General features: G+C 65.8%; 19 protein-coding genes. 11 read left to right on the top strand and 8 right to left on the bottom strand.

The window, feature by feature from the left end; translation table 11 throughout:
• The first annotated feature begins 132 nt into the window (after positions 1 to 132).
• The 3 genes from sucC to MNQ99_RS15650 all read left to right on the top strand — a co-directional run bounded on the left by sucC (position 133) and on the right by MNQ99_RS15650 (position 3,410).
• Complete coding sequence (gene sucC, locus MNQ99_RS15660; RefSeq protein WP_127515253.1) at positions 133 to 1,296, top strand: ADP-forming succinate--CoA ligase subunit beta; 1,164 nt, start codon at positions 133 to 135, stop codon at positions 1,294 to 1,296.
• Between the two features lie 19 nt (positions 1,297 to 1,315).
• Positions 1,316 to 2,236 (top strand): succinate--CoA ligase subunit alpha, encoded by a 921-nt coding sequence (sucD, locus tag MNQ99_RS15655; RefSeq protein ID WP_241913593.1) that lies wholly within the window; start codon positions 1,316 to 1,318, stop codon positions 2,234 to 2,236.
• A 118-nt stretch (positions 2,237 to 2,354) separates the two neighbouring features.
• Complete coding sequence (locus tag MNQ99_RS15650; RefSeq protein WP_241913592.1) at positions 2,355 to 3,410, top strand: zinc-dependent alcohol dehydrogenase family protein; 1,056 nt, start codon at positions 2,355 to 2,357, stop codon at positions 3,408 to 3,410.
• 15 nt (positions 3,411 to 3,425) lie between these two features.
• On the opposite strand, the gene MNQ99_RS15645 is transcribed toward MNQ99_RS15650, so the two are convergent.
• Both MNQ99_RS15645 and MNQ99_RS15640 read right to left on the bottom strand, forming a co-directional pair.
• Entirely contained in the window at positions 3,426 to 5,909 is a 2,484-nt protein-coding gene (locus tag MNQ99_RS15645; RefSeq protein ID WP_241913591.1) for a GcvT family protein, read from the bottom strand.
• 151 nt (positions 5,910 to 6,060) lie between these two features.
• Positions 6,061 to 6,411 carry a bifunctional 3-phenylpropionate/cinnamic acid dioxygenase ferredoxin subunit gene (locus MNQ99_RS15640; RefSeq protein WP_127515262.1) on the bottom strand — a complete coding sequence of 117 codons (351 nt, stop codon included), beginning with the start codon at positions 6,409 to 6,411 and terminating at the stop codon, positions 6,061 to 6,063.
• A 251-nt stretch (positions 6,412 to 6,662) separates the two neighbouring features.
• Here MNQ99_RS15640 and MNQ99_RS15635 point away from each other — a divergent pair, with 251 nt between their 5' ends.
• Both MNQ99_RS15635 and MNQ99_RS15630 read left to right on the top strand, forming a co-directional pair.
• A complete protein-coding gene (locus tag MNQ99_RS15635; protein ID WP_241913590.1) occupies positions 6,663 to 7,868 on the top strand; it encodes an NAD(P)/FAD-dependent oxidoreductase in 1,206 nt (401 codons plus the stop codon).
• Positions 7,869 to 7,921: 53 nt separating this feature from the next.
• Positions 7,922 to 9,061 carry an aromatic ring-hydroxylating oxygenase subunit alpha gene (locus tag MNQ99_RS15630; RefSeq protein ID WP_241913589.1) on the top strand — a complete coding sequence of 380 codons (1,140 nt, stop codon included), beginning with the start codon at positions 7,922 to 7,924 and terminating at the stop codon, positions 9,059 to 9,061.
• Positions 9,062 to 9,131: 70 nt separating this feature from the next.
• Here the strand turns inward: MNQ99_RS15630 and MNQ99_RS15625 are convergent, their stop codons facing one another.
• From MNQ99_RS15625 to MNQ99_RS15605, 5 genes are all read right to left on the bottom strand, one after another.
• Positions 9,132 to 9,941: an IclR family transcriptional regulator gene (locus MNQ99_RS15625; RefSeq protein WP_241913588.1), complete on the bottom strand. Its 810-nt coding sequence runs from the start codon at positions 9,939 to 9,941 to the stop codon at positions 9,132 to 9,134.
• A gap of 61 nt (positions 9,942 to 10,002) precedes the next feature.
• A complete protein-coding gene (locus MNQ99_RS15620) occupies positions 10,003 to 10,425 on the bottom strand; it encodes a cupin domain-containing protein (protein ID WP_241913587.1) in 423 nt (140 codons plus the stop codon).
• Positions 10,426 to 10,429: 4 nt separating this feature from the next.
• Positions 10,430 to 11,257: a creatininase gene (locus MNQ99_RS15615; RefSeq protein WP_241913586.1), complete on the bottom strand. Its 828-nt coding sequence runs from the start codon at positions 11,255 to 11,257 to the stop codon at positions 10,430 to 10,432.
• 113 nt (positions 11,258 to 11,370) lie between these two features.
• Positions 11,371 to 12,624, bottom strand: coding sequence for a M24 family metallopeptidase (locus MNQ99_RS15610; protein ID WP_241913585.1), 1,254 nt, complete (start codon positions 12,622 to 12,624; stop codon positions 11,371 to 11,373).
• A 43-nt stretch (positions 12,625 to 12,667) separates the two neighbouring features.
• A complete protein-coding gene (locus MNQ99_RS15605) occupies positions 12,668 to 14,254 on the bottom strand; it encodes a purine-cytosine permease family protein (RefSeq protein WP_241913584.1) in 1,587 nt (528 codons plus the stop codon).
• A 165-nt stretch (positions 14,255 to 14,419) separates the two neighbouring features.
• Here MNQ99_RS15605 and MNQ99_RS15600 point away from each other — a divergent pair, with 165 nt between their 5' ends.
• Positions 14,420 to 15,928: a PucR family transcriptional regulator gene (locus MNQ99_RS15600; protein WP_241913583.1), complete on the top strand. Its 1,509-nt coding sequence runs from the start codon at positions 14,420 to 14,422 to the stop codon at positions 15,926 to 15,928.
• A gap of 12 nt (positions 15,929 to 15,940) precedes the next feature.
• Here MNQ99_RS15600 and MNQ99_RS15595 read toward each other — a convergent pair whose 3' ends face one another.
• Complete coding sequence (locus tag MNQ99_RS15595; RefSeq protein WP_241913582.1) at positions 15,941 to 16,609, bottom strand: GntR family transcriptional regulator; 669 nt, start codon at positions 16,607 to 16,609, stop codon at positions 15,941 to 15,943.
• Between the two features lie 169 nt (positions 16,610 to 16,778).
• Between MNQ99_RS15595 and glyA the strand changes: the two genes are divergently transcribed.
• The 5 genes from glyA to MNQ99_RS15570 are packed head-to-tail and all read left to right on the top strand — an operon-like array spanning position 16,779 to position 23,184.
• Positions 16,779 to 18,074, top strand: a complete 1,296-nt coding sequence (gene glyA / locus MNQ99_RS15590) for a serine hydroxymethyltransferase (RefSeq protein ID WP_241913581.1) — start codon at positions 16,779 to 16,781, stop codon at positions 18,072 to 18,074.
• The gene (locus tag MNQ99_RS15585) at positions 18,074 to 19,291 is read left to right on the top strand and encodes a sarcosine oxidase subunit beta family protein (protein ID WP_241913580.1); all 1,218 of its coding nucleotides are present in this window, start codon (positions 18,074 to 18,076) and stop codon (positions 19,289 to 19,291) included. The genes glyA and MNQ99_RS15585 overlap by 1 nt, the downstream gene beginning before the upstream one ends.
• Before the next feature lie 14 nt (positions 19,292 to 19,305).
• A complete protein-coding gene (locus MNQ99_RS15580) occupies positions 19,306 to 19,632 on the top strand; it encodes a sarcosine oxidase subunit delta (RefSeq protein ID WP_127515595.1) in 327 nt (108 codons plus the stop codon).
• Positions 19,629 to 22,562 (top strand): sarcosine oxidase subunit alpha family protein, encoded by a 2,934-nt coding sequence (locus MNQ99_RS15575; protein ID WP_241913579.1) that lies wholly within the window; start codon positions 19,629 to 19,631, stop codon positions 22,560 to 22,562. The genes MNQ99_RS15580 and MNQ99_RS15575 overlap by 4 nt, the downstream gene beginning before the upstream one ends.
• Positions 22,555 to 23,184 carry a sarcosine oxidase subunit gamma gene (locus MNQ99_RS15570; protein ID WP_127515591.1) on the top strand — a complete coding sequence of 210 codons (630 nt, stop codon included), beginning with the start codon at positions 22,555 to 22,557 and terminating at the stop codon, positions 23,182 to 23,184. Before MNQ99_RS15575 ends, MNQ99_RS15570 begins: the two co-directional genes overlap by 8 nt.

Genomic DNA, 23,184 nt, shown 5'->3' with positions numbered 1-23,184 from the left:
CCCGGCGCCAAAGGGACTAGAGTTCCCCATGGAGCATTGCAGGCATCCGTCCACCGTCCGTGGCCACCGTCACGGCCAACCGTGGATGCCGCTCCGAGTCAGAAACGACTTCGACGTAGAAGGACACAACCCGTGGACCTGTTTGAATACCAGGCGCGCGATCTCTTCGAGGCACACGGAGTACCCGTGCTGGCTGGAATCGTTGCGTACACCCCAGAAGAAGCCAAGGCAGCTGCTGAGAAAATTGGCGGCGTAGTTGTCGTCAAGGCTCAGGTGAAGGTCGGAGGCCGCGGTAAGGCCGGCGGCGTCAAGGTCGCCAAGACCCCGGACGAGGCGTTCGAACACGCCTCCAACATCCTCGGTATGGACATCAAGGGCCACACCGTCAACAAGGTCATGATCGCCCAGGGCGCCGACATCGCCGAGGAGTACTACTTCTCCGTGCTGCTGGACCGGGCCAACCGCAACTACCTGGCCATGTGCTCGGTAGAGGGCGGCATGGAGATCGAGCAGCTGGCTGTTGAGCGGCCTGACGCCCTCGCCAAGGTTGCCGTTGACCCCGCCGTCGGCATCGACCAGGCCAAGGCCGACGAGATCGTCGCCGAAGCCGGCTTCGCCGAGGAACTGCGCCCGAAGGTCGCCGAGGTCATCATCAAGCTCTGGGACGTGTTCAAGAAGGAAGACACCACCCTGGTTGAGGTCAACCCGCTGGTCAAGACCGGCGCCGGTGACATTGTTGCCCTGGACGGCAAGGTCTCGCTGGACGAGAACGCCTCCTTCCGCCAGCCCGGCCACGAGGAACTTGAGGACAAGGACGCCGCGGATCCGCTTGAGGCCAAGGCCAAGGAGCTGGACCTGAACTACGTCAAGCTCGACGGCCAGGTTGGCATCATTGGCAACGGCGCGGGCCTGGTCATGTCCACCCTGGACGTCGTCGCCTACGCCGGCGAGAACCACGGCAACGTCAAGCCCGCCAACTTCCTGGACATCGGCGGCGGCGCCTCGGCCGAGGTCATGGCTGCAGGCCTGGACGTCATCCTCAATGACAGCCAAGTCAAGAGCGTGTTCGTGAACGTCTTCGGCGGCATCACCGCCTGCGACGCCGTGGCAAACGGCATTGTCAAGGCGCTGGAAATCCTGGGCGATAAGGCCAGCAAGCCGCTGGTCGTCCGCCTCGACGGCAACAACGTCGATGAAGGCCGGCAGATCCTGCTCAACGCCAACCACCCGCTGGTCACCCTGGCCCTGACCATGGACCAGGGCGCCGACAAGGCCGCCGAACTGGCCAACGCCTAAGGACCGAGGAACTAAGAATATGTCTATCTTCATCAACAAGGACTCGAAGGTCATCGTCCAGGGCATCACCGGCGGCGAAGGCTCCAAGCACACCGCGCGCATGCTGCACGCCGGCACCAACATTGTGGGCGGCGTGAACGCCCGCAAGGCCGGCACCACCGTCACCCACGGTGAGAAGACCCTGCCGGTGTTCGGCACGGTCAAGGAAGCCATGGCCGAGACCGGCGCCGACGTCTCCATCGTCTTCGTGCCGCCGGCTTTCACCAAGGACGCCGTGGTCGAGGCCATCGAGTCTGAAATCGGCCTGGTCGTAGTGATCACCGAGGGTGTGCCGGTGCAGGACTCCGCAGAGTTCTGGGCCCTGGCACAGTCGAAGAAGGATGCCAGCGGGAATCAGATCACCCGCATCATCGGCCCGAACTGCCCCGGCATCATCACCCCGGGCGAGTCCCTGGTGGGTATCACCCCGGCGAACATCACCGGCAAGGGCGGCGTGGGCCTGGTCTCCAAGTCCGGCACGCTGACCTACCAGATGATGTACGAACTGCGCGACCTTGGCTTCTCCACCGCCATCGGCATCGGCGGCGACCCGGTCATCGGCACCACCCACATCGACGCCCTGGCTGCGTTCGAGGCTGATCCGGAGACCAAGGCAATCGTGATGATCGGCGAAATCGGCGGCGACGCCGAGGAACGTGCCGCCGAGTACATCAAGAACCACGTCACCAAGCCGGTTGTCGGCTACGTGGCCGGCTTCACCGCACCGGAGGGCAAGACCATGGGCCACGCCGGCGCCATCGTGTCCGGCTCCAGCGGCACCGCGCAGGCCAAGAAGGAAGCTCTCGAGGCCGCGGGCGTCAAGGTCGGTAAGACCCCGTCCGAGACCGCGCACCTGCTGCGCGAGGTGTACCCGGAGCACGAGGAAGCCTCCAACCTCTAGGCGCACCGCCATCAGTTGCTGAAGCCCGCCACCTGCACACGGTGGCGGGCTTCACTGTTTTCTGGCGGCCGCCGAAACCCGTTTAGGCTGGATCGAATACCACTGCACAGGAGGCCACATGCGCGCTGCCATCATCCACGGACCGGGTGACATCCGGGTCGAAGACCGCCCCGATCCGAAAATCCTCACCCCGACCGACGCAGTGGTCCGGGTGACGGCCTCCTGCGTCTGCGGCTCTGATCTCTGGCCGTACCGCGGCGCGCGTGAGCCAGGGGATCCGCATCCGATCGGGCATGAATTCATCGGCATCGTGGAGGCCATCGGCGATCAGGTCAGGACCTTGTCCGTCGGCGACCTGGTGATCGCGCCGTGGGCGATCAGTTGCGGCCAGTGCCCGGCCTGCCGGGACGGCGTGCAGACGTCCTGCGGGCACCGGGCCAGCTGGGGAGGCAGCGATGAGCACGGCCTGCCGGTCGACGGCGGCCAAAGCGAGGCAGTCCGGGTGCCCCTCGCCGACGGCACGCTCGTGGCCGTTCCCGGCGTAAGCCAGCCGGATGACGCACTGGCCAAGAGCCTGCTCACGCTCTCCGACGTGATGGGCACCGGCCACCATGCCGCCCTCAGCGCCAAGGCCGGCCCGGGGCGCACCGTCGTGGTGGTGGGCGACGGCGCCGTGGGGCTCTGCGCCGTGCTGGCAGCTAAGCGGCTGGGCGCGGAGCGGATCATCGCCATGTCCCGGCATGCAGACCGGGCGGCGCTGGCGCGTGAGTTCGGCGCTACCGACATCGTCGCGGAACGCGGCAAGGCCGCAGCGGACCAGGTCAAGGCGCTGCTCGGCGGCGTCCTCGCCGATTCCGTGCTCGAATGCGTGGGCACGGCGGAGTCGATGGATCAGGCGCTCCGCTGCACCCGGCCGGGTGGTGCGGTCGGGTTCGTGGGCGTACCGGTCGGCGGCGCCGAGCTGCCGGTCTGGACCCTGTTCCGGAAGAACATTGCCGTGGCCGGCGGCGCCGCCCCCACCCGCGAGTATCTGCCCGAACTGCTGGAGGACGTGCTGGCCGGCACGATCAACCCCGGCAAGGTCTTCGACGCCGTGATGCCGCTGGAGGCCGCCGCGAAAGCCTACAGTGCGATGGACGAACGCCGCGCCATCAAGGTGCTGCTGCGGCCCTGACCACGCCGTCCACGGTCAGCTGCGCAACCGTTCCATGCCGGGATCGACCAGCGGTTCGGCGGCCACCGTGGCGGGAACCCGGCGGCCGAAGTACTCGATTTCCACAGTCTGGCCTTCGGACGTGTCCGCGGGGAGCCAGGCATAGGCCACGGGCCGCCCCACCGTGTAGCCGAACGCGGCGCTGGTGACGTATCCGGACAGGACGTTGTCTACGTAGACCGGTTCCTTGCCCATCACCACGGACCGACCGTCGTCGATGGTCAGGCAACGCAGCCGACGGGTCGGCGACCCGGCAGCCGCCAGCGCGGAGGCGCCAACAAAGTCGCCCTTGTCCGCCTTGACCGCAAAGCCGACGCCGGCTTCCTCCGGGGTGTGCTCGGTGGTCATGTCCGTGCCCCAGAGCCGGTACCCCTTCTCCAGCCGCAGGCTGTTGAAGGCCGCGCGGCCGGCGGCGATGAGACCCTGCTCCTGTCCGGCCTCGAACAGTGCGTCCCAGAGCCGTAAGCCCTGGTCTGCAGAGGTGTACAGTTCCCAGCCCAGTTCGCCCACATAGGAAAGCCGCATGGCCGTGACCGTCAACCCGGCGATGCGGACCTGTGCCGTCCGGAAGTACTTCAGCGAAGCGTTGCTGAAATCGTCGCTGCTGACCTTGGCCATGACCTCGCGCGCCAGCGGCCCCCACAGTCCAATGCAGCAGGTTCCCGGCGTGATATCCGTGACCTGTGCCCACTGCGCCGGATCGGCCGCCGACTGCGCGGCCGCTTCGCCGCGCAGGTACTCGTAATCGGCGTTGTTGTTGATGCCGGCCTGGAACCGTTCCGGCGCCAGCCGAGCCACGGTGATGTCGCTCCGGACACCGCCGACGGCATCCAGCAGCAGGCAGTAGGTCACCGCGCCGGGCCGCTTGTCCAGCTGTCCGGTGCTCAGCCGCTGCAGCAAGGGCAGTGCGCCCGGGCCGGAGACCTCAACCCGCTTGAGCGGGGTCATGTCATACATGGCGACGGCGGTGCGCGTCTTCCACGCTTCGGCGGCGGCGATGGGGGAGTGATAGCGGGCCGCCCACGCCTCCCGTTCGGGTTCCCGCCAGTCCTGCGGCAGGTCGGCCAGCAGAGGTGCGTTGGCTTCGTACCAGTGCGGGCGCTCCCAGCCGCCGGACTCCAGGAACACCGCACCGAGTTCCTGCTGGCGGCCGAAGAACGGACTGGTGCGCAGGTTCCGCGGCGACTCACGCGGCTGCAGCGGATGCAGCACGTCGTAGATCTCCACGAAATTCTGCTGGGACGTCTCGCTGATGTAATCCGGGGCCAGTTGCACGTCTTCGAACCGGCGGACGTCGCCGTCGTGCAGGTCCGTCTGCGACCTGCCGTCCACCAACAGCTCCGCCACCGCCTTGGCCACGCCGGCGGAGTGGGTCACCCACACGGCTTCCGCCAGGTAGAACCCGGCGACTTCCGGCGACTCGCCGATCAGCGGACCGCCGTCGGGGGTGAAGGAAAAAATGCCGTTGAAGCCGTCGGTGATGCTGGCGCCGTGGAGCGCGGGCAGCAGGCGCTGGCTTTCCCGCCAGGACGGAGCGAAGTCCTCCGGCGTGAAGTCCAGCCTCGACGGCATCCGATCTTCGGATATGTCGGCGGCGGGGACGGCGGGCAGCCCGTCCAGCTCCACCGGCATGGGTCGGTGCGCGTAGGAACCGATCCCGAGCCGGTCGCCGTGCTCGCGGAAGTACAGGTCCGCGTCCTGGTGCCGCAGGATGGGCAGCCGGGCACCATTGGGCAGCTCGTTCCGGCCGGCAAGTTCCGGCAGGGCCGAGGTCGTGACGTATTGATGTGCCAGCGGGAGCAGCGGCACGGTCATGCCGGCCATCGCGCCCACCTTCGCCCCCCAAAATCCTGCGCAACAAACAACGACGTCGGCCGGCACCCTCCCGGTGTCGGTCGCCACCGCGGTGACCCGTCCGCCGTCGTGCTCGATGCCTGTCACGGTGGTGGAGCCGCGGAACTCGATCCCCGCGGCGGAGGCGCGGGCAATCAGCAGCCGGACGGCACGGGCGGCCAGCGCGAGGCCGTCGGAGGGGATGTGCAGGCCGCCGAGGACATTGCCGGCCGGCAGCAGCGGATGGTGTTTCTCGCACTCATCCGGATCGATCAGCCGGGCCTCCACGCCCCATGACGCGGCGAAGCCGGCCTTGCGCTTGAGGTCTTCGAACCGGGCGGGCGTGGTAGCCACCTCCAGACCGCCCACTTGGTTGAAGCAGGAGATGCCGTCCGCTGTCAACGAGAGCATTTTGCCCACCGTGTAGCCGGCGAACTCGGTCATGGTCTTGGACGGGTTCGTTTGGAACACCAGCCCCGGGGCGTGCGAGCTGGAGCCGCCGGCCAGATGCAGCGGGCCCTGCTCCAGGACGGTGACGTTTCTCCAGCCGCGGGTGGCCAGTTCGTCCGCCAGGTTGGCGCCGACAATCCCGGCTCCAATAATGACGACGCGCGGGGTGGTGCTCATGCGGCAATGCTCCTTCAGATAGCTGGACGGGACAAGGGGTTGGGCGGGACAAGCGGGTACGGCGGGACAACGTGCGGCGGGTGGAATCTGCCGGCCGCGGCGGGCAGGCTCGTTGCTGGCTGGTGGACGCCATTGCTACACGTCCGTCGACCTACACGTAACCGTCGACCTTCACACCGGGCGGGAGGTTCGGTTCCTCTTCCGATTCCCGGACCATGATGGTGCCGTCCTGGACGATCACCTCGTGGACCCGGACCGGGAGTTTGGCCGGTGGCGCGTCCACCCCGCCCGTGCGCAGATTGAACTTTGACGCGTGCAGCGGGCATTCGACTTCGCAGCCCTCGACCCAGCCGTCGGCCAGCGAGGCGTCCTGGTGGGTGCAGGTGTCGTCGATGGCAAAGAGCTCGCCTTCTTCGGTGTGGAAGACCGCGATGGGAGGCGAGGTGTCCAGCCTGATGGCATCGCCGGGTGCCAACTGGCTCAACGGGCAGGCTTCGTGCATGGAGCGCCTTCTTTCTGGCGGCCGCGTGCTGCGGTCAGTTCCGTGGTGAACAACGTTGTCCACAATAGGCAACAGTGTGCCCCGTCACCTTCCGTTGTCAAGGACCCGGCGGCAATTTTTCCCGCCCAAAAAGAGGAAGCGGAAATCTCTTGACAGCGGGGCCGCGAATCTCCATTGTGTTTCACATAGCGCTTCATGTTGCGTATGGCGCTTCTTGGATGATCTACCCGCCGCTTTGAAAGGTATTCCCAATGCAGACCCTCGTCGTCATCGGGGCATCCCTGTCCGGTCTCTCTGCTGCCCGGGCGGCGCGTGCGCAAGGATTTTCAGGTCGTCTGGTCATTGTGGGCGCCGAGCTCCATCCGCCCTACGACCGTCCGCCGCTGTCCAAGGACTTCCTGGCCGGCCGGATCACTGAAGCGGATCTGGCGCTGTCGGAGGTCGACGACGATCTGGCGGCGGAGTGGCTCCTCGGTGTGAAGGCCGTACGCCTCGACACTGAGTCGAAGACCGTAGCCCTCAGCGACGGACGGAGTCTCGCCGCGGACGGAATGGTTTTGGCCACGGGTGCCTCCGCCCGGGTACTGCCCGAGGTCGACGGCTGCAGCAACGTGTTCACCCTCCGTACGCTGGACGACGCCCGTGCACTGCGCGGGCAATTGCAGCCCGGGCGGAAAATGGTGGTGGTCGGCGCCGGGTTCATTGGCGCCGAAACCGCGTCGACGGCACGTGCCGCAGGCCTCGACGTCACGGTCATCGAGCGTTCCGCTGCCCCGCTCTCCGGAGCGCTGGGCGCCGAAATGGGGGCGGCCGTGGCCGGTCTGCACGCCGCCGGCGGAGTGGACATGCTGTGCGGCACCTCCATTAAGTCATTCCGGATACTGGGCGGCAGTGTCAGCCATGTAGTGCTGGACGACGGCCGGGAGCTGCCCGCGGACATTGTGCTGGTGGGCGTCGGCGGACAACCGAACACCGACTGGCTGATCGGTTCCGGGATCCAGTTGGGCAACGGCGTGCTCTGCGACGCAGCGGGCCGCACCAACATCCCGTCGATTGTGGCCGTCGGCGATTGCGCAGCCTGGTGGAATCACCGGCTGCAGGCGCACCACCGGGTTGAGCATTGGACCGGCGCGCTGGAGCGGCCGGCCTTGGCCGTTGCCGCTTTGCTGCAGGGCGGAACGGTACCGCGGGCGGTTCACCCGCCGTATTTCTGGTCCGACCAGTACGGTTCGCGGATCCAGTTTGCCGGCCACGTGCACGGGCACGACCGTGTCCAGGTTGAGCACGGGTGCCTCGAAGACCGCAGCTTTCTGGCCGTCTACTACGCCGGTGATGAACCGGTCGCCGTACTGGGGGTCAACCAAGTCCGCCAGTTCACCAGGTGGCGCAAGTTTCTGAACCGGGAAGCCGAACGGTATGCGGAAGCCCCGGCGGGCGCGTTCGCCGCGGCCTCCTGACGCGCTCTACCTCAACCAGCAACGCTGACCGATCTGTACACAAGGAGTACCGCATGACCGCTGAGATCGTCTCGGAGAGCCTGATCGCCACTCTGCCCGGCCATACCTATGTTGACGACGACGTCTTTCGGGCCGAGCAGGAGCGCATCTTCGAACAGATGTGGTTTTGTGCGGTCAGGTCCGCCGATCTGGACAAGGCCGGCGCCTACCGGACCGTGCAGATCGGACGCGAATCGGTCATCGTGACCCGCAACCGCAAGGGCGCGGTCCGTGCGTACTACAACATCTGCCGGCACCGGGGGGTCAAGCTCTGCATGGAAGAGAGCGGGGAAGCGGGGCGTTCGTTCCAGTGTCCCTACCACGCCTGGACCTACGACTTCGACGGCAAGCTCATCGCGGCGCCCAACCTGACCAAGATGCCGGACATTGACAGGCAGAAGTATGGGCTGGTGGACGTGCCGGTCCGCGAGTACATGGGCTACGTGTGGCTGTGCCTGGCAGATGAACCGCCCTCCTTCGATGACGATGTGGTCGGCGCGATCGAAGAGCGATTGGGCGACGCCGGAGCGATCGCCGGCTACGACATCGCGAACCTGAGCCTGGGCCGGAGGATCAGCTACGACGTGAAGGCCAACTGGAAGCTCATCATCGAAAACTTCATGGAGTGCTACCACTGCGCCACCATCCATCCGGAGCTGACGGAAGTCTTGCCCGAGTTCGCCGACGGGCTGGCCGCGCAGTACTTCGTGGGACACGGCGCCGCATTCGGCGAGGACATCCAGGGCTTCACCGTGGATGGCTCCGAAGGGCTTGAACGCATTCCGGGCATCGGCGAGGACCAAGACCGGCGCTACTACGCCATCACCATCAAACCGACGGTGTTCGTCAATCTGGTGCCCGACCACGTGATCATTCACCGCATGTTTCCGCTTGCCGCAGACCGGACCGTGGTGGAATGCGACTGGCTGTACATGCCCAGCGTGGTGGAAGCGGGCAGGGACCTCACCGCATCGGTGGAACTGTTTCACCGGGTCAATCAGCAGGACTTCGACGCCTGCGAACGCTGCCAGCCGGCGATGAGCTCCAAGATTTACGCCAAGGGCGGGGTGCTGGTTCCCAGCGAACACCACATCAGCGCGTTCCACGAGTGGGTCACTGCCCGCCTGACCGAGCCGGCCTCCGTCGTCAATTGACGGCCGCCGCCCTTACTGGCCGCCGGCCGCCGTTGTCGTCATTGGGCAGCCAGCGGCCCACCGGCACGGTTCAGCTGTCCCGGGAGTAACCCATCCGGGCGCTGATGTCCTGCCCGGCCTGCTTGACGTCCTCGATCAGGCCGGGCATCTCCTGGGGCATGAACCGGAATGCGGGACCGGAAATGCTGACGGAACCGATCACGGATCCCAAGTGGTCCCAGACGGGGACGGCAATGGAGTTGAGGCCGATCTCGAATTCTTCCTGGACAACCGCGTAACCGTTGGCGGATACCAGCAGCAGTTCTTTTTCCAGCTTCTGCCGGGACGTGATCGTCTTGGCCGTCAGCGCCGGCAACCGCGTCTGCTTAACGATCTTTAAACGGTCCTCCGAGCTGAGCCCGGCCAGCAGCACCTTGCCGCTGGAGGTGGCGTGCAAGGGTGTCAGGCTGCCGATCCAGTCGGACATCGCCAGGGTGGAGGTGCCCCGGGCCTGGTCCACGTTGACGGCAAAGTTGGAACGTAGCACCGCCAGGTTCACGGTTTCCTTGTACTGTTCAGCCAGTTGCTCCAGCACCGGCCGGGCCTCGCGGACCAGGCTCAGGTTCCCTGGAATGGAATTGGCCAGCCGCAGAATTCCGAACCCCAGCTGGTACTTCCCGCGCTCCGTGTTCTGCTGGACCATGCCCCGGTGGTCCAGCGATGCCAGCAGCCGTGAGGCGGTGGACTTGTGCACGCCCATTTCCTCGGCGATGTCGCTGACCCCGGATTCCCCGCGCCGGGCCAGGATTTCCAGCACGGTGATGGCGCGGTCCACGGACTGCACCCCACGGTTCAGGTTATCCGGTGATGCCTCGTCGTCGAGCTCTTCAGGTTCAGCCATGGGACCATAGTCTCAAATTCCGTCAGGATCGACGTTGTAGGGGCATGGCAGGGAGCGTCGCCTAGCTGGTGGTGGCGTCGCCGGCGCGCGCCGCCTTCGCCGAACGGTGCGAACCGAACGCCGTGTAGTCCGCAGTGCCGGGCTCTCCCCAGACGACCAGCACGCGCAGCGGGCCGGAGCCGGTATTGGCCAGATCGTGCTCCGAGCCTGCCGGCGCCAGCACCGCATCACCCGCGGCCAGATCGTGAACCTGGCTGTCCACCGTCATCCGCGCAGTCCCCTCGATCACCACATAGAGTTCCTCGAGCGCTCGGCCGCTGTCCGGATGGGAATGCATGCCTTCGGTTCCGCCCGGCGGCAGCTCCCACGTCTGCACGGCCACCGGCAGGCGGGACTGTTCGTGGAACAGCCACTGCATCGTCACCGGTGCCGTGCCGCCGTGGAGGTTGTAGTCAAAGGCATAATCGCCGCGTCGTTCCAGCATGGCTTCAGCGTACGCCGACGGCTTCAGGGTCTTCCTGGCGGGCCGGCTGCGGTGCCGTCACGGGAAACTCGTGGGACAGGGCGGCGGCCATACCGGCGGAGGCACGTTGCAACAGGATGATGCCCTTGGCTGCCGTCGCTTCGGCGGCGGAGGAGAGGCAGCCGGAGGCCGGAGTCAGTTCGGGCCTGACCGGCAGGACGTCGTAGTTCGGCAGGACGGCGGGCGGTGCGTCGACCACCTTGTCCATCCGGACCCGCTCCGGGTACAAGTGCAGCATCAGCGATGTCTCCAGCACGCCGCCGTGTTCCAGGTCCCAGCCGGTGAAGCCGTTCGGATACAACTCGGCGATGGTGGCGTCGTCAACAAAGTCCCAGTAGGAGAGCAGGACCACTTTGGCGTCGTCGATGCCACCCTGGTGCAGCTCGCGGAGCGCCAGATCGACGCCTTCGTACAGGAACTGGTAATTCTCGAAGTGGCCGTTGATGAAGGCGATGTTCCGTGCGCCGTGTCGGGCAAATTCCAGCGTCAGGGTCTTGGCGATGGCGATCATGGTGGAGGCATCCAGGCTGGTGGTGCCAGGGAGATGGTTGCCGCCCCCCGAACGCTGCTGGGACTTGTAGCCGTAGACCACCGGTGCGGCGACTAGTGCGTCGATTGCCTCCGCTGTTGCTCCGGCCAAGGCCTTGGAGAGGAGCACATCGACATTGAGCGGCATGTGCGGGCCGTGCTGTTCGATGGATCCAACGGGTATCAGCACCACGGCGTTGTCCTGGGTGATGCGTTCGCGATAGGTAAAGGCGTCGAGTTCTTCCATGTACACGCTGGTGCGCATGCTGTCTCCAAGATCGTGGTTGCTGGTCCGGCCGCGGGGACAGGCCCTTATAAAGCCGTGGATATGGTGCTGCTGTGGCGGGACCGAGCGGTCCCGCCACAGCAGCGTGAGGGTCAGGCCTGGATGATGTTGTTTTCCGGGCCGAAGCCGAATTTGGTGATGTTTTCGACGCCGTCTTCGCTAATGACGAGAATGTCGTGTTCGCGGTAGCCGCCGGCGCCGGGTTCGCCGTCGGCGACGGTGATCATCGGTTCCATGGAAACCACCATGCCGGGTTCCAGGACGGTGTCGATGTCCTCGCGCAGTTCCAGGCCGGCTTCGCGTCCGTAGTAGTGCGAGAGGACGCCGAAGGAGTGGCCGTAGCCGAAGGTGCGGTTCGGCAGCAGGCCGTGGCCGATGTAGATCTCGTTCAGCTCGGCTGCGATGTCCTTGCAGACGGCGCCGGGCTTGATCAGTTCCAGGCCGCGGCGGTGGACCTCCATGTTGACGTTCCACAGTTCGAGGGAGCGCTGGTCCGGCTCGCCGAGGAACAGGGTGCGTTCCAGGGCGGTGTAGTAGCCGGAGGTCATCGGGAAGCAGTTCAGGGACAGGATGTCCCCGCGCTGCAGTTTGCGGGTGGTGGCCCAGTTGTGTGCGCCGTCGGTGTTGATGCCGGACTGGAACCAGACCCAGGTGTCGCGGACTTCGCGGTGCGGGAAGGTGCGGGCGATCTCGTGCACCATGGCTTCGGTGCCGATCAGAGCCACTTCGTATTCGCTGATGCCTTCGCGGATGGCGGCCTTGATGGCTTCGCCGCCGAGGTCGCCGATCCGTGCGCCGTGTTTGATGACCTCGATTTCCTCGGCCGACTTGATCATCCGCTGGCGCATGGCGTCCTGGGAGACGTCGAGCAGTTCGGCGCCCTCGAAGGCGGCCTGGATGCGCTGGCGGGTCATCAGCGGCAGGGCGTCGTCCTCGACGCCCAGGCGGCGGGCGCTGACGCCGCGCTGGCGCAGGGCTTCCTGCAGGCCGAAGTAGAAGTTGTCACGGCGCCAGTCCGTGTAGACGATGTTCTCGCCGTAGCTGGTGCGCCACGGCATGCCGGCGTCGATGTTCGCGGTGACCGTGACCGAGTCATCGGCGGTGACCACCAGGGCGTAGTTGCGGCCAAACGTGGTGTACAGGAAGTCCGAGTAGTACTTGATGCCGTGGTAGCTGGTGAGGATGACGGCGTCGAGCTCTTTGGCGGCCATGATGGCGCGCAGGCCGGTCAGGCGGCGTTCGAACTCTGCATCGGAGAAGGTCAGTTGCTGCTTTTCTCCGTTGTGCAGGACCTTCAGGCGCTCGAGTTCGGAAACGCTGTTGGCTGAGCTGGGGGCGATGGTCATGGGTTCTCCTTTAGTGCAGTTCGTACATGAGGTCGTAGTGGTCTTAGGGGGTAGGTGCGACTGTCCGGTTCTCGGGAGCGGGAGGAGTGTCCGGGTGGACAGACTCTTCAGCGTCAGTCAGGGCTGTTTCGCAGCTTCCGTAGTTCTTCAAGAACTCCTCGTCGGAGCTGCTTTCCTTGAGGCCCAGTGGAATGCCGGCGGCGATGCGGGACCGGAACCGGGGGTATCCGAGGAAGAAGTAGACGCCAGCAGCCGTCACCGTTCCGCCGAGCCAGGAGAAATCGATGCCGCCTACCGCGGTGGCGATCGGTCCCTGCAGGACGGGGACGGAGCCGTACATGCACATCCAGGTCATGAAGATGCCGGCAAAGAAAGCGATAAAGGCTGACGGGTTGAAGGCCTTGAGTTGGGTGTCTTCAACTGAGCGGAACAGGTAGCTGAAGTTCTTGTGGCGGCGCTCGAAAACGAAGTAGTGCACGGCCATGATGCCGCCCCAGGTGGCGACCCACGCTGCGATCGCGATGATCCAGTTGTGCAGCAGGTGGGCAAAGTCGGTCGCGAACATGAAACCGATGACCGCCGCCATGGCGAGGCAACCCACCAGGATAGAGAGCTTCTTGCGGGAGACCTTGATGTCAAGGGCTTGCGTGGCGACGCTGAAGGTGTACATGTTGATGATGTTCGTGGCGATCGGACCGTGGATCACCAGCAGGATGACCGGGATCGCGAAGGCACCGTAGTTTTCGACGATGAGTTGGCCGGGATCCGCGCTGCCATTCTTTGTTGCCAGGCTTGCACCGAGCACACCGAGCCAGACAACCGGGAGGAACTGGCCCAAGACGCTGACGATGTAGAGCTTGGACGGCCGGATCTTCTTGCTGACGAAGCGGGAGTAATCGGGGGCGTAGGTGAACCAGCCGATTCCCCAGCCGATGCCGATGGCGGTCATGATGGAGGACATGGCGGCGATCCGGGGCATTCCGGTGAGCACCTCGCCGACAGGGCCCTGGTAGGACCAGTCAATGTCGAGCTGGGTCCAGGCCACGATCGACATGGCGATCAGCACCAGGACCGTCGGCGGCATGGTGATGCGCTCGAATCGGGCGATGGCCCGGTAGCCGCGGTAGCAAATGGCTACTTGGATGCTCATGATCACGGCCGCTGTGGCGATCCGCCAGCCCAGGTTCGATTGCGTGGGGTCGACCCAGCCGATCATTCCGAACAAGGCCATGATGAGATCTAGGATCACCCAGGTGTTGACGGCAGACCAGCCAATGGCGATCACGGCTTGGATGGCCGCCGGCAAGTAGGCGCCGCGGCGGCCAAAAGCCCCACGGGCCAGGAGCATGCCGGTGGCGCCGGTGCGTTGCCCCAGAATGACGAAGAAGCCAAACCCGAGCATGCCGATGACATTGCCGGCGATCAGCACAGTGAGCGTATCGGCCAAGCTGAGGCCCAGGCTGATGCCCAGGGCCCCGAGGATCCAGTTGATCGGCGCGACATTGGCGCCTGCCCAGATCCAGAACTGGCCGGAGAGCTTGGTGGTGCGGGCCGATTCGGGAACCGGCTGAAGGATGTCTTCTACTTGATGAGTGCTTTGCTCGGATTTGGTGGCGGATCTCTGGCTCATGGCTGTTCTCCTAGCGAATTAGAACGGGAAGCGGAGCAGGCCTTCATCCAGAGTAGAGGTGATGCAACTCACAGCGTATATTCGGAACGTAACCACTTAGGGGTCCAACCGGCGACACTCTGTCGCTATGGTGTCGGCCCGTGTGCCTAAAGATGAGAGTTTTCCATGGTTGTTAAGCTGTCGGATGTGCTGGAGCTGGAAGTGATGCAGCGCGCCAGTCCGTTGGTGCGTGCGGGCAAAGCGTTGATTCCCGCCGGCACGGTGAGATGGGTCCATTCGAGCGAAGTCCTCGAAATTGCGCCGCTCCTGCGCGGTCAAGAACTGCTGCTCAGCGGCGGGGATGCCCTGTTGAACCTCCGGCCTGCCGCGCAACACGAGTACGTCCGGAGCCTGGCTGCGCGGCACGTGACGGCCTTGGCGATTCAAACTGCGGGTTCTGGCCGCTCCCTGTCCGCCGAACTCGTCCAAGCGGCCGAGGAGGTCGGGCTGCCGCTGATCGAGTTGCGGCGCGTGGTGCCGTTCGTGGAAATCGCGGAGGAGGTTAACCGGAAGGTCGTAGCCGAACACGTCACGGCCCTGCAGACCGCGGATTCCCTCTCGCAGCGTCTAGCGGAACACCTTGCTACGTCGGGTCCGACACTTAGCCCATTGATCGAGATCGTCTCGCAGGCGCTGCGGATCGAGGTGGCACTGCTGGATCCCAGTGGTAGCGTCCTGGAATTTGCCGGCGGCTTCCCTCCTGATTCCACTTCGGTCAATGTGGAATCCGACATTTTTGTTGGCAGTCTGGTGTCCGCCCGGCTCCGGCTTCAAAGCCGGGAGGACGTCCCGCCCGAATTGTTGAAGACGGTGGGGGAGCGGATCGGCAGCATTTTGGCATTGGCCGTTTCCCAGCAGCACCGGCCAACAGCGCAGCAGATTGCCCACACCGGTTTGATGCGGGCTGTAGTCGGCGGGGCAGGTGCTTCCCAGATTCACGAACTGTGCACAGGGGCCGGCGTGTCGACGGTTCAGCCGACCTGCGTCATGGTGTTTCGCCGGATCGGGTTCACCAGTGTGCGGGGAGTGGCAGAAAAAATCCTCAGGACCCGCTGCCCCGAAGCCCTGACCTATCTGGACGGCGAAAGCCTCTGGGCCATGGTCCAGCTCAGTGTGAGCGGGACGCGCCAAGAGCGACGGCAGATGCTGGAAGGATTGCGAGCCGACCTTCGCGGTCTGGCGGTGGCGGGCGCCGTGGGCCCAACCGTGGCCACGGTGCTGCATGCTCACTCGTCGGTGGTTGAAGCCCGTCTCACCCAAGCGGTGGGGGCTCCCGACGATCTGGAGTCCAACCTCCGCGACTGTGAGGATTTCCTCCTCGAACGGCTGGCCGCCCGTGAGCTTTCCGGGCCGGTGGGCGGACGCATCACCCAGGAGTTGCTGGGCGAACTGCTGGACTATGACAGCAGACGGGGAACGCGGCTGCTCGGTACCCTCGACGCCTGGCTGATCAGCGGATGTAATTCTGCCGAGGCTGCCCGCACCCTCTTTATTGAGCGCCAAACGTTGCACAAGCGGCTGCGCAAAATATTCGAGCTGATCGGCGGCGACCCGCGCGGCAGTGCAAAATTACCCGGACTCTTTTTGGCAGTGCACCTGGCGAAGAATCCGTCGCCGATAGAAGTCGGCGTCTAAGGACTGGCAGGGCTACAACACGGCGCGGATGGTTTTTTCGAAGCTGGTGATGTGTTCCAGGGCGAGGCCGGATGCGCGGTCCGCATCGCCGTCGACGATTGAGTCCAGCAGTTCCACATGCTCGGTGATGTGGCCGGCGACGGAGGGCACCTTGTCCAGGACCAGGCACCAGATCCGGGTGGCCAGGTTGTCCAGCCGGATCAGCGTGTCCTCCAGATACGGGTTGCCGGCGGCCCGGTAGATGGCCCGGTGCACGCTGAGGTCGTAGCGCATCAGGTCATGCTTTTCCGGCCGGTCGTCGTCGAGCTTCTCGATCTCCCGGGCTAGCTGGGAGAGTTCCGCGCGCAGGGTTGCGCCGGCAGCTTCCGCGGCCTTGCGGGCGGCGAGTGGTTCCAGCACGCGGCGCAGCTCCGAAACCGCGGCCAGTTCGGTGATGTCCACGATGGTGGCGAAGGTGCCGCGCCGCGGATAGGAGATGACCAAGTGGTCGATCTCCAGTTTCTTCAGGGCCTCGCGCACAGGGGTGCGGCCGAAGCCTAGCTGGGCCGCCAGCTGGCCGTCGTTGATCGGAGCGCCGGGCCGGATGTCCAGCATGATCAGCTTGTCCCGCAGGGCCCGGTAGGCCTGTTCCGCCAGCGACAGGGACTCGATGCCGGCATCGGTTTCGGCTGTGATGCTCATGGTGCTCCTTGCTCGGCCGGGGGCCTGGTTGTCGGGCGGGCGGTCCAGGCCGGCTGTTAAAGCAGGACCTCTTGACTCGCTGTGATGCCCATCATACTATTGCAACCAGTTCTGATATATCAGTCACACATTAGTCGTGTTGGAACAGTTTCTTCAAAGGAGTCATCGGATGGCGAACACCCTTTCCGCCACCTTGGCCGCCGCGGATCCCGAGGTTGCCGCAGCCATTGGCCGCGAGCTGGAACGCCAGCAGTCCACGCTGGAAATGATTGCGTCGGAGAACTTTGCCCCCACTGCGGTGATGGAAGCCCAAGGTTCGGTGCTGACCAATAAGTATGCCGAGGGCTACCCGGGGCGACGCTACTACGGCGGCTGTGAGCACGTGGACGTGATCGAACAGTTGGCCATCGACCGGGTGAAGGAGCTCTTCGGTGCGGAGGCTGCCAACGTCCAGCCGCACTCAGGTGCCCAGGCCAATGCGGCGGCAATGTTCGCCTTGCTCACGCCCGGCGACACCATCCTGGGTCTGAACCTGGCGCACGGCGGGCATCTGACCCACGGCATGAAGATCAACTTCTCCGGCAAGCTCTACAACGTCGTCTCTTATGGAGTGTCCGAGACGGACCACCAGATCGACATGGCCGAAGTTGAGCGGCTCGCCGTCGAGCATGAGCCGAAGCTGATCGTGGCCGGCTGGTCCGCCTACACCCGGCAGCTGGATTTCGCCGCCTTCCGCCGCATCGCGGACACGGTGGGCGCCTACCTGATGGTGGACATGGCGCACTTCGCCGGACTGGTCGCCGCCGGACTGCACCCGAACCCGGTGCCCTACGCCGACGTCGTCACCACCACGACGCACAAAACGCTGGGCGGCCCGCGCGGGGGAGTCATCCTCTCGAAGCAGGAGCTGGCCAAGAAGATCAACTCGGCGGTGTTCCCCGGACAGCAGGGCGGCCCGCTGGAGCACGTCGTGGCGGCCAAGGCAGTTGCCTTCAAGTTCGCCGCCTCCGAGGAATTCGCCGACCGGCAGCGCCGCACGCTGGAAGGCTCACAGCTGTTGGCCAAGCGCCTGCTGGCCGACGACGTTGCCGCCGCCGGCATCAGCCTGGTCAGCGGTGGCACCGACGTGCATCTGGTCCTGGTGGACCTGCGCCACTCCGAGTTGGACGGCCAGCAGGCCGAGGACCGGCTACACTCCATCGGCATCACCGTGAACCGCAACGCCGTGCCCTTTGACCCGCGCCCGCCGATGGTTTCCTCCGGCCTGCGGATCGGAACGCCGGCGCTGGCCACCCGCGGCTTCGGTGCCGCCGAATTCACCGAGGTGGCCGACATCATCGCCACCGCTCTGAGCCGCGAACCCGCCGCGGACCTGCTGGCCGAACTGCGCAGCCGCGTCGCCGTGCTGGCGGAGAAGTTCCCGCTGTACCCCAACCTGAACGCCGAGCCGAACGGAGCCGAATAATGGCCGATCTGCTGCCCGAGCATCCCGATTTCCTCTGGCGGAATCCGGAGCCGAAATCCTCCTACGACGCCGTGATCGTCGGCGGCGGAGGCCACGGCCTGGCCACCGCCTACTACCTGGCCAAAAACCATGGCATGACCAACATCGCGGTGCTAGAGCGCGGCTGGTTGGCCGGCGGCAACATGGCTCGCAACACCACCATCATTCGCTCCAACTATCTGTGGGACGAGAGCGCGGGAATCTACGAGCACTCGCTCAAACTCTGGGAGCAACTGCCGGAGGAGCTCGAATACGATTTCCTCTTCTCCCAGCGCGGCGTGATGAACCTGGCGCACACCCTGCAGGATGTGCGCGAGAGCATCCGCCGGGTGAACGCCAACCAGCTCAACGGCGTGGACGCGGAGTGGATTACCCCGGACCAGATCAAGGAGCTGTGCCCCATCATCAACACCGGGGACAACATCCGCTACCCGGTGATGGGCGCGACCTACCAGCCCCGCGCCGGCATCGCCAAGCACGACCACGTGGCCTGGGCCTTCGCCCGCAAGTGCGACGAAATGGGCGTGGATATCATCCAGAACTGCGACGTCACCGGATTCATCAAGGACGGCGACAGGGTTGTTGGCGTCGAGACCAGCCGCGGCCGGATCAACGCCGGCAAGGTGGGCCTGGCCGGCGCGGGACACAGCTCGGTACTGGCCGAACTGGCCGGCTTCGAGCTGCCCATCCAGTCCCACCCGCTGCAGGCGTTGGTTTCCGAGCTGCACGAGCCGGTCCACCCCACGGTGGTCATGTCCAATCACGTCCACGTCTACGTTTCCCAGGCGCACAAGGGCGAACTGGTCATGGGTGCGGGCATCGACACCTATAACGGGTACGGCCAGCGCGGCGCTTTCCACGTCATCGAGGAGCAGATGGCGGCCGCCGTCGAGCTCTTCCCGATTTTCGCCCGCGCCCACGTCCTGCGGACTTGGGGCGGCATCGTCGACACCACCATGGACGCCTCGCCGATCGTGTCCAAAACGCCGATCGACCAGCTCTACGTGAACTGCGGCTGGGGAACCGGCGGATTCAAGGGCACACCGGGCGCCGGCTACACGTTCGCCCACACCATCGCCACTGATGAGCCGCACCCGCTGAACGCTCCCTTTGCCCTGGACCGGTTCGAGACCGGCCACCTCATCGACGAACACGGCGCCGCCGCCGTGGCCCACTAGGAAGGAAGACCAAGATGCTTCTGATCGAATGCCCCTGGTGCGGGCCGCGCGACGAAACCGAATACCACTATGGCGGCCAGGCCCACGTGGCCTACCCGGCAGACCCGAACCAACTGAGCGACGCGGAGTGGGCCAAGTTCCTCTTCTACCGTGCCAACCCCAAGGGCCTCTTTGCCGAACGCTGGGTGCACAGCACCGGCTGCAGGCGCTGGTTCAACGCGGTGCGCGACACCGTCAGCTATGAATTCAAGGCCGTGTACAAGCCCGGCGAGCAACCACCGATCGACCTCGGCGGCCTGGCAGGCGCCAAGGCCCAGCCAGCCGAAGGAGGAGCGAAATGACCGCCCCCAGCAACCCCGCCAACCAGTCCCAGCGGCTTGCCGCCCCCGCCGGAGCCGCTGCCCGGATCGACCGGAACAAGCCGCTGAGCTTCACGCTCGACGGGGAACCCTACACGGGCTACGCCGGGGACACCTTGGCCTCCGCGCTGCTGGCGGCCGGCAAGGTCACGGTGGGCAACTCGCTCTACCTCGGCCGCCCGCGCGGCATCATGTCAGCCGGAGTGGAAGAGCCCAACGCCCTGGTCAAGGTCAGCGCCCGTTACCCAGGGCACGTTGACGAGTCCATGCTGCCGGCGACAGCCCTCGAGCTGACAGACGGGATGGATGCCAAGCTGCTGAGCGGTCTGGGCCAGTTGGATCCGCGGACCGACGAGGCCGTCTACGACCGCAAGTACGTGCATACCGACGTGCTGGTAGTCGGCGCCGGCCCGGCCGGTCTGGCCGCTGCACGCGAGGCAGCCCGGAGCGGTGCCCGCGTGATCTTGATGGATGAGCAGCCCGAGGCCGGCGGCTCCCTGCTGTCGGGCCGCGGCGAAACCATCGACGGCCTGCCCGCGCAGGAGTGGGTGGCCCAAACGGCCGGGGAGCTGTCCGCCGCCGAAGAGCTGACCTACCTGCCCCGCACCACTGCGTTTGGAAGCTATGACAGCAACTTCGTGGTGGCCGTCCAGCGCCGCACAGACCATCTGGCCGGCGAGTTGGGAGCCGGTGTCTCTCGCGAGCGCATCTGGCATGTCCGCGCTCAGCAAGTGGTGCTCGCCACCGGCGCGCACGAGCGTCCCATCGTCTTCGCGAACAACGACCGCCCCGGCATCATGCTGGCTTCCGCCGTGCGCGGCTACCTCAACCGGTACGCGGTGGCCGCCGGCAACAAGGTGGTCGTCGCCACCAACAACGACTCGGCCTACAAGCTGGTCGCCGACCTGTCCGCGGCTGGCATCGAGGTCGCCGCTGTGGTGGAGGCGCGCACGGAGATCGGCGGCGACGCCGCGGAAACGGTGCGCACGGCCGGCACCCGAGTGATCACCGGAAGTGCCGTGGTGGATACGGAAGGCAAGAACGACGGCGGAAGGGTCAGCGCCATCGTCGTCAGCAGTTTGGACGCCGAAGGGCAGCTGACAGGGGAACCGGAAACGATCGACGCTGACCTGCTGGCGGTCTCCGGCGGCTGGAATCCGGTGGTGCACCTGCACAGCCAGCGCGAGCGCCGGCTGTCGTGGAACGAGGACCTGGCGACCTTCGTGCCCGGCCGTGCGGTGAAGGACCAGCAGACCGCCGGAGCCGGCAACGGCACCCTGGATCTGGCCGGCAGCCTGCAGGAAGGCGCAGCCGCCGGCGCTGAGGCAGCCACCCGCGCCGGCTTCAGTGTGGACCCGCAGGTCCCGGCGGCTGCCGCGGAAACCGTCACCCCGATCCGGCCGCTGTGGCTGGTTCCCGCCCCCGGTGGCGAGACCGCCGGCTGGAAGAACCACTTCGTGGACTTCCAGCGTGACCAGACTGTCGCCGACGTGCTGCGTTCCACCGGCGCCGGAATGCGCAGCGTGGAGCACGTGAAGCGCTACACCTCGATCAGCACAGCCAATGACCAGGGCAAGACCTCCGGGGTCAACGCCATCGGTGTCATCGCCGCGGCACTGAACAATCCCGACGTCGGAAGCATCGGCACCACCGCCTACCGCGCCCCCTACACTCCGGTGGCGTTCGCGGCCCTGGCCGGGCGGCAGCGCGGGGAGCTCTTCGACCCGGCACGGCTGACCTCGATCCATCCGTGGCACGTCGCCCACGGCGCCCTGTTCGAGGACGTGGGACAGTGGAAGCGGCCTTGGTACTTCCCGCAGCCGGGCGAGGACATGGACGCCGCGGTGCTGCGCGAATGCGCCGCGGTCCGCGAATCCGTTGGCTTCATGGATGCGACCACGCTGGGCAAGATCGAGATCCGCGGCAAGGACGCCGGCGAATTCCTGAACCGGATGTACACCAACGCGTTCAAGAAACTGAAGCCGGGCCTGGGCCGCTACGGGCTGATGTGCACGCCGGACGGCATGATCTTCGACGACGGCGTGACGCTGCGCCTGAACGAGGACCGTTACTTCATGACGACCACCACCGGCGGTGCTGCCAAGGTGCTGGACTGGCTGGAGGAGTGGCTGCAGACCGAATGGCCGGAACTGGACGTCGTCTGCAACTCGGTCACGGAGCAGTACACCACGGTGGCCGTCGTGGGCCCGAAGTCCCGCGCGGTCATCGCCAAGCTGGCGCCCGAGCTGGACCTGGACAACGACGCCTTCCCCTTCATGGCGTTCAAAGAAACCACGCTTGCATCCGGAATCCCGGCCCGCGTCTGCCGGATCTCGTTCTCCGGCGAGCTGGCATTCGAGATCAATGTGTCCTCCTGGTTCGGGCTGAAGGTCTGGGAAGACGTGGCCGAGGCCGGTGCGGAGTTCAGTATCACCCCGTACGGCACCGAGACCATGCACGTGCTGCGTGCGGAGAAGGGCTTCATCATCGTCGGCCAGGACACGGACGGCACGGTCACTCCGCAGGACGCCGGGATGGAATGGGTGGTCTCCAAGGCCAAGGACTTTGTGGGCAAGCGCTCCTACACCCGCGTGGACAACCAGCGCGAGGACCGCAAGCAGTTGGTCGGGGTGCTGCCGGTGGACAAAACGTTCCGCCTGCCTGAGGGCGCGCAGTTGGTCAACCAAGGCACGCTCATCGCACCCGCAGAGGCACCGGTGCCGATGGAGGGACATGTGACCTCCAGCTACCACAGCGCCGCGTTGGGCCGCAGTTTCGGCCTGGCCCTGATCAAGAACGGCCGCAACCGCATTGGCGAGACGCTACAGGCTCCCGTCAACGGGCAGTTGGTGGACGTCGTCATCGCAGAACCCGTACTCTACGACCCCGAAGGGAGCCGTCGTGATGGCTGAACAGGTCATGACCGATATTGCAGCACTGCGCCGCAGCCCGCTGGCGCACTTGACCGAGGCAATCCGCCAGGGCGCCGTCGCCGGCGAACGCGGTGTCAGCCTACGCGAAATCCCGTTCCTGAACATGGTCGGCCTGCGGGCCGAACCGGGGACGGCCGGCGCCAGGGCGCTTGAAGCCGCCGCCGCACTCCCGTTGCCGGCCGGCCACGGCGAGGTTGCCGGCAGCGCGGGCTCGACCGCCATCCTGTGGCTGGGGCCGGACGAGTTCCTGCTGGTCGGGCCCGAGGGAACTGATGTTACCGCGGACCTCTCCGCCGCCCTCGGCGGTGAGCCGGGCGCCGTCGTCGACCTTTCGGCCAACCGCACCACGTTGGAACTCTCCGGACCGTCGGCACGGCTGGTGCTGGAAAAGGGCTGCCACGCGGACCTGCACCCGCGCAACTTCCGTCCCGGTACCGCGATCACCACCCAGCTGGGCCCGGTGCCGGTGCTGCTGTGGCAGACCGCGGAGCAGGACGGCGGCCAGGTGTATCGCATCATGCCGCGGGCCTCGTTCGCGGACTACACGGCCCGCTGGCTGCTGGATGCCATGACTGAGTTCGCCGCCCCCGAGGTGGACTGA

Origin of the sequence: Arthrobacter sulfonylureivorans, from assembly GCF_022637435.1 — a bacterium.
Lineage (GTDB): Bacteria > Actinomycetota > Actinomycetes > Actinomycetales > Micrococcaceae > Crystallibacter > Crystallibacter sulfonylureivorans.
Note: the sequence above shows the minus strand (reverse complement) of the source record. Positions and strands in the feature narration are given on the sequence as shown.